The 4,975-nt window shown below is 64.5% G+C and carries 5 protein-coding genes; 1 reads left to right on the top strand and 4 read right to left on the bottom strand.

Translation table 11 applies throughout. The features are described from left to right. Positions 1-756: 756 nt before the first annotated feature. Genes MJ797_RS25905 through MJ797_RS25890 form a run of 4 tightly spaced genes read right to left on the bottom strand, consistent with a single transcriptional unit; the run spans position 757 to position 4,082 of the window. The gene (locus MJ797_RS25905) at positions 757-1,113 is read right to left on the bottom strand and encodes a transposase (protein WP_239342244.1); all 357 of its coding nucleotides are present in this window, start codon (positions 1,111-1,113) and stop codon (positions 757-759) included. Further along, complete coding sequence (locus MJ797_RS25900) at positions 1,110-1,409, bottom strand: hypothetical protein (RefSeq protein WP_239342243.1); 300 nt, start codon at positions 1,407-1,409, stop codon at positions 1,110-1,112. The genes MJ797_RS25905 and MJ797_RS25900 overlap by 4 nt, the downstream gene beginning before the upstream one ends. A gap of 13 nt (positions 1,410-1,422) precedes the next feature. Further along, the gene (locus MJ797_RS25895; protein ID WP_239342242.1) at positions 1,423-2,694 is read right to left on the bottom strand and encodes an ABC transporter substrate-binding protein; all 1,272 of its coding nucleotides are present in this window, start codon (positions 2,692-2,694) and stop codon (positions 1,423-1,425) included. Positions 2,695-2,705: 11 nt separating this feature from the next. Beyond that, a complete protein-coding gene (locus MJ797_RS25890; protein WP_239342240.1) occupies positions 2,706-4,082 on the bottom strand; it encodes a hypothetical protein in 1,377 nt (458 codons plus the stop codon). Positions 4,083-4,585: 503 nt separating this feature from the next. Between MJ797_RS25890 and MJ797_RS25885 the strand changes: the two genes are divergently transcribed. Then, the gene (locus MJ797_RS25885) at positions 4,586-4,819 is read left to right on the top strand and encodes a hypothetical protein (protein ID WP_239342238.1); all 234 of its coding nucleotides are present in this window, start codon (positions 4,586-4,588) and stop codon (positions 4,817-4,819) included. The last annotated feature ends 156 nt before the right edge of the window (positions 4,820-4,975 follow it).

Here is a 4,975-nt window from a genome sequence, read left to right as displayed (position 1 = left end):
TCGTCGGGCTGGCCCTGTCGCGACAGGGGATTACTTCACGCTACAGATAGTCGCAGGTCAGTGGCAGATACAGACCCGGGACATCCTACGTCAGGGGATCACAAACCAGGCCGGGCCGCCAGGCACCACGATCCTTCCTCACACGGCCGCCCGGCGGACGATGACCCGCACCGCGATGTCGACCCACCAGACCACCACGGGGACGAGGCTGCCGGCCTGGTACGGGGCACTCGGTCCATACCGCCACCGCGATCCTCCTCGCGACCGCGCCCAGCCACGGCGCCACCCACACCGACAGCGTCCTACTCAGCCTGGTGCTGGCGCCGCTAACCACACTGGCCTTCTTCCTCGGCTGGCTCTGCCGACGACGCGCCCAGCGACCCCGTGGCGACCAGCCGACCACGGGGGCGAGACCTTCTACGGCAGCGAGTCGGATTCGGCGCTGGTCAACTGGGGGCCGCGTCAGCCGCCGCCTCCACGGGTTCGCTGACGCGCTACGCGGCCCGCAGCACCCCACCGCCCCGCGCGAGCCACCTCTACAGCGACCTCGACGCAGACCCGACCGCCGCCGCGTTCGCCACCCGGTGCACTGACCAGCACGGCAACCAGCCCACCAGCGCCATCCCTACAAGTGGATCGGAGGCAGGCTGCGGAAAGCCATAATGTCGTGTTCATGACCCAGTCGCTCGACGCGGGACCATGTGGGGTGTCAGAAGTCGGCTACGGGCGTTGACCTGGGATTTTAGGGGCTCGTTCCTATTCGTTGATCAAGTTGCCGAGGACGGGCCGGCGCTTGATCCGCTCCCTGGTCAGGTCTGCGACGGGGTAGTCAGGCCGTGGTGGTTGAAAAGCGCAGCCACGGTGAGGCCGTCGTCCGTTGTAGTGGGCCGCGTACTCGGCCAGGGCGGTGCGCACATGCCACTCACCGAAGATCAGCATCCGGTCAGTGACCTCGGTCCGGGCCGTGCGGACGAACCATTCCGCGTAGGCGTTCGCCCGCGGGGTTCGGGGTGGGCTCTTGATCGCGGTGATGCCGGCGTCGGCGAGGACCGCGTCGAAGGATGCGGTGACCTGACCTGACCTGACCTGACCTGACCTGACCTGCCCGGTCATGGACCAGGAACCGGAAGCCCGGCAGCCCGGTCACCGAGGTCCATGAGTAAGGTGCCGGGCTTGTTGGGTGGTCCACACGGACCGTCGGGGTGGGCGGTGACCCCGAGGATGTGGACGGTGCGGGAGCCGACTTCGATGAGGAAGAAGCAGTACAGACGCTGCAGCGTCACCGCGCAGTCCACGTGGAAGAAGTCCACTGCCAGCATCGTCGACGCCTGGGTGCGCAGGAACTGCCGCGATGTCGTGTCGGTCTGGTGTTGCGGAGCCGGGGGCAGCCCGAGGGTCTTACGGTACAAGTGAGGCTGCGGATCAATAAGTAAGCGTGCGCACGTCCTCCAAGTTTTCGAGCAGACTTTCCAACCGGCCTGGGTCGGCGATGTAGGCGAGCACCGCCTGGTAAAAGGCAGTCTGCATGGCGGCCGGCATGAGATCGGACGCGTCGAATTCGACGTCCGTGGCATCGACTGCGATCTGGGCCATCTTCCGGGACACCGTATCTGGGTAGGCGTCGAGTGGGACCTCGTGGTTCGGGGAGATGGCGCCCCCCCGGTGAACCCATATCTGCTGTGCCTCGGGGGTGGCGATGTAACGGACGAGCCGGCGGGCCGCGGGCGTATCCCGGAACATGCCGAGCAGGTCCCCGGCGACCTCCTGTGTCGAGGTGCCAGGGTTGTCCGGCTGCAGCTGGAAGAAGTCGAAGTCTTTGCCTGCTACAAGAGGGTGGCCATCGCGCTTGTAGCGCTTGTAAAAGTCGGTGATGAATGAGGCTTCGTGGTCAAGGGTGCAGCGAGGCGGGTCGGTGAACATGCCGTTGCCGACGTTCCCGAAGTTGGTCAGCAAGACGCCGAGCGGGCCGCCAGCAACGGAGTCGTTGATAATCTTGCCCCAAGTCTCCCATGCCTGCTTCACCTTCTGCGAGGTCCACTCCAGCTGCCCCTGTGACCAGCGTCGGTAGAATTCCGGACCCGCCTGGTGCAGCAAGATGTCCTCCACCCAATCGGTACCCGGCCACCCCGACGTCGAACTCGACTCCAGTCCCAGGCACCAGGGCCTATCACCTGCCGCCTGGATCCGGTGGGTGAGGTCGGCCAAGCTGGTCCAGTCCGCAGGCGGCTGATAGCCGGCGGCCTGGAACGACGTCGGCGAATACCAAACGAGGCCCTTCAGCGCCACCTTGACGAAGATTGCCTTCTGCTTGCCCTTGTCCTGCCCGAGCCGTAGCCACTCCGAGCCGTACTGCTTCGCCATCTGCGGCTCGAGGACCGAGTCGAGTGACAGCAGGGCACCACGGGCGGACAGGTCCAACAGTTCGCCGCGGGTGGACAAGGCTACGAGATCCGGTGGGGTTCCGTTCTGCAGCCGGCTCGTGACTACGGCGTCCAAGTCACGCGCCCCTTCGTACCGGACACGGATCCCGGTCCTCACCTCAAACGGTCGGACCATCGCGAGGAAAGAGTCCTGTTCCGAGCCAGTCCAGGGGCCGAACACCGTCACGGTGCCGGCTGTGTCGCCCTCTGAACAAGAGGGCAGCCAGACGCTGGCGAGGAGCAACGTCAGACAAATCGCGGCGATCCGCCGCACCGGTACGATCATCACCGGTACTCGCCTAGTCGGGGGAAAACCCCGATGATCAGCAGCAGTACCACCACGCCGGTTAGAACCGGGATACCGGTGCCGAGCCAGTACTTCGACGCGGCGGCATGCGTCGCCGTGTCGAAGCGTCGCTGCGTAGACTCAGCCGTCGCGCCGAGTGCGTCCTCAGTCCGCTGGTATGCGTTCAAAAGCCTGCTGGTACGGGGCGCCAAGACAGCCTCCCGGGTATGGTCAGCGTCGGTATCGCTAGCGTCGACTTTCATATCCTGGTCAATGGTGGTGAATTCCCGGTATGCCGTGTTCGCCTGGGAGACTGCCGTACGCTCAGCTTCCGTGGCATCGAGGCGAAGAACGGGATCCAGCAGGCTGCTGAAACGTTTGGCGTTCGTTGCGCCTGCGAACATGGTGGCCGCCGTCCGGTCAACTCGCAGGCTGTCGACGGCATCCCCACCGCCAACGCTTGGGAGAGCATTCGCGACGTCCTGTGGGGCGATGAGGGATCTGGCGCGGGCACCGTAATCATCGGCGAGGAGAGCCATATCCATCTCGGCCCCGATCACACCTTGGAGCGCAGCCACTCCGTCATGGATGTCGTTGCGGGTGTGGGCGGTCTGGAACGACGTCAGCGTGAGCAGGATGATCCCAAGAACGGTCGCCGCGCACAGCGCCGGGTTCAGCACCCGCCGGAACCTCCGCGCCAGAAACGCCTGGATACCGACGAGCAGGGTGATAAGTGCCATGCCCCCAATGAACTGGGCGACGATCACGGCCGACGACAGCCAATGGGTGGAGCCTCGCCGAGCGACTTGCGTTGCATCCAAGGCAGCGAGCTGGTCGACCCGCGCGAGGATACCGGTGTCCGAAGTGTGCATGAGGTGGGAGGCGTACGCTAGATAGGTCACGCTGAGATTGCCGTGGTCCACGTTCGCGTGAGCTTGGTCGACGAGTCCGATATACACGACGATCAGCGCCTCGATGGCCTGAACCTGTTCAGCGCTGACGCCTCCGGCGGGGGTGACTGCGGCCACCTTGGCCAGCCCCTGGGTCGCGATTTTGATTTTGTCCTGATATATCGGGCCGGAGCCGCCCAGCCGCTCGGCCCCCTGGGACAGGAAACTCGTCGCTGCGGCTTGGTCCGCGTCTGACAGCGCTGTGTGTACCCGCGCGGTGTCGATGCTGGCCGGCCCGTCGTCGGCGGCGAGGGACGCGACCACGTTTTGTTGTCGGGCGAGCACCAGATTTGTTGCGACGCCGAACGCGACGGAGACCGCCACGGCAGCAAGCAGCATGATCCACAGTCGGCCCCAGACCGTGCGCGGGAACCGTCGGGGTACCCACCGGGCCGCCGAGCGGATGGCCACAGCCGTGGTGGTCACCACTTGCCACCTCCTGACTGGATGGTTTCGGTGGCATTATGGCACTCCACGCCATGCGTTACTATCAGCCTTGTGACTCACGGGAGTGGCTTCGCAGCCTGGAGACAAGGGGCGGCTTCTAGCGGTCAGCGCACCGCCCGCCTCGCGTCAGGACCCTAACACTACAGAGCTAGATCCTTATACTTGGAGTAGGATCATGTTTTTCTACACGGAATTGGGATGTTTGCCCCATCTGTAGGACCATCAGCGGACCGGCCAGAAGCATCTCTAATTCGGGATCATGATACACAAAATGTGATCTAGCTCTGTAGCACTAAAGTCAGGAGCTCGAAGCGGGCTGTTGGGGCAGGTTCAGAAGCCTGCTCCGTTGCGATCAAGCTTGCTGAGCCCCCTGCTTCCAGCATGATGCGTGCGGTGCGCCGACCGCTAGAGACCGCCGGTCTATCTTCTTCCGCATGTTTTCCCTGGTCAGCGGTCTGCAGAGACCAGAGCCATGCTCCTAGTTGAACGTTTTCTTCTTCATAGCGGCTGGCCGGGGCGCTGGCGCTGCTGAGCAAGGGCACCGGCACATCGAGGGCAAGGTCCATGACGTACGTACTATCTCCTTCAGCGAGGATGCCGACACCACCCCTACCAACCTCGCCGCCATCCGCTCAGCCGTCATCGACGTCCTGCGCCGCGCTGGCTACCGCTTCATCCCGGACCTCCGACGCACTGCGCCCTCACGGCTCCCCTGACACAACTGGCATATCCCGAACACGTCGGAGCCCTGAGGCTGACCCGAGTCGCCCTCACCTGCCGGCATGTTCTGGCCCGCCCACCGGGACCTGTACGGAACATGACAGCGGCTATGGGGGCATAGCGGCGGACACTGGGTGCATCCATTATGGACT

It is taken from the genome of Protofrankia sp. CiP3 (genome assembly GCF_917627345.1).
In the GTDB taxonomy this organism is placed as follows: Bacteria; Actinomycetota; Actinomycetes; order Frankiales; family Frankiaceae; genus Protofrankia.
This window is presented reverse-complemented; position numbering and strand designations above follow the sequence as displayed.

Bases quoted from the DNA above. Each gene is read 5' to 3' on its own strand.
- MJ797_RS25905 (WP_239342244.1), bottom strand. From the start codon at position 1,113: ATGACCGGGCAGGTCAGGTCAGGTCAGGTCAGGTCAGGTCAGGTCACC.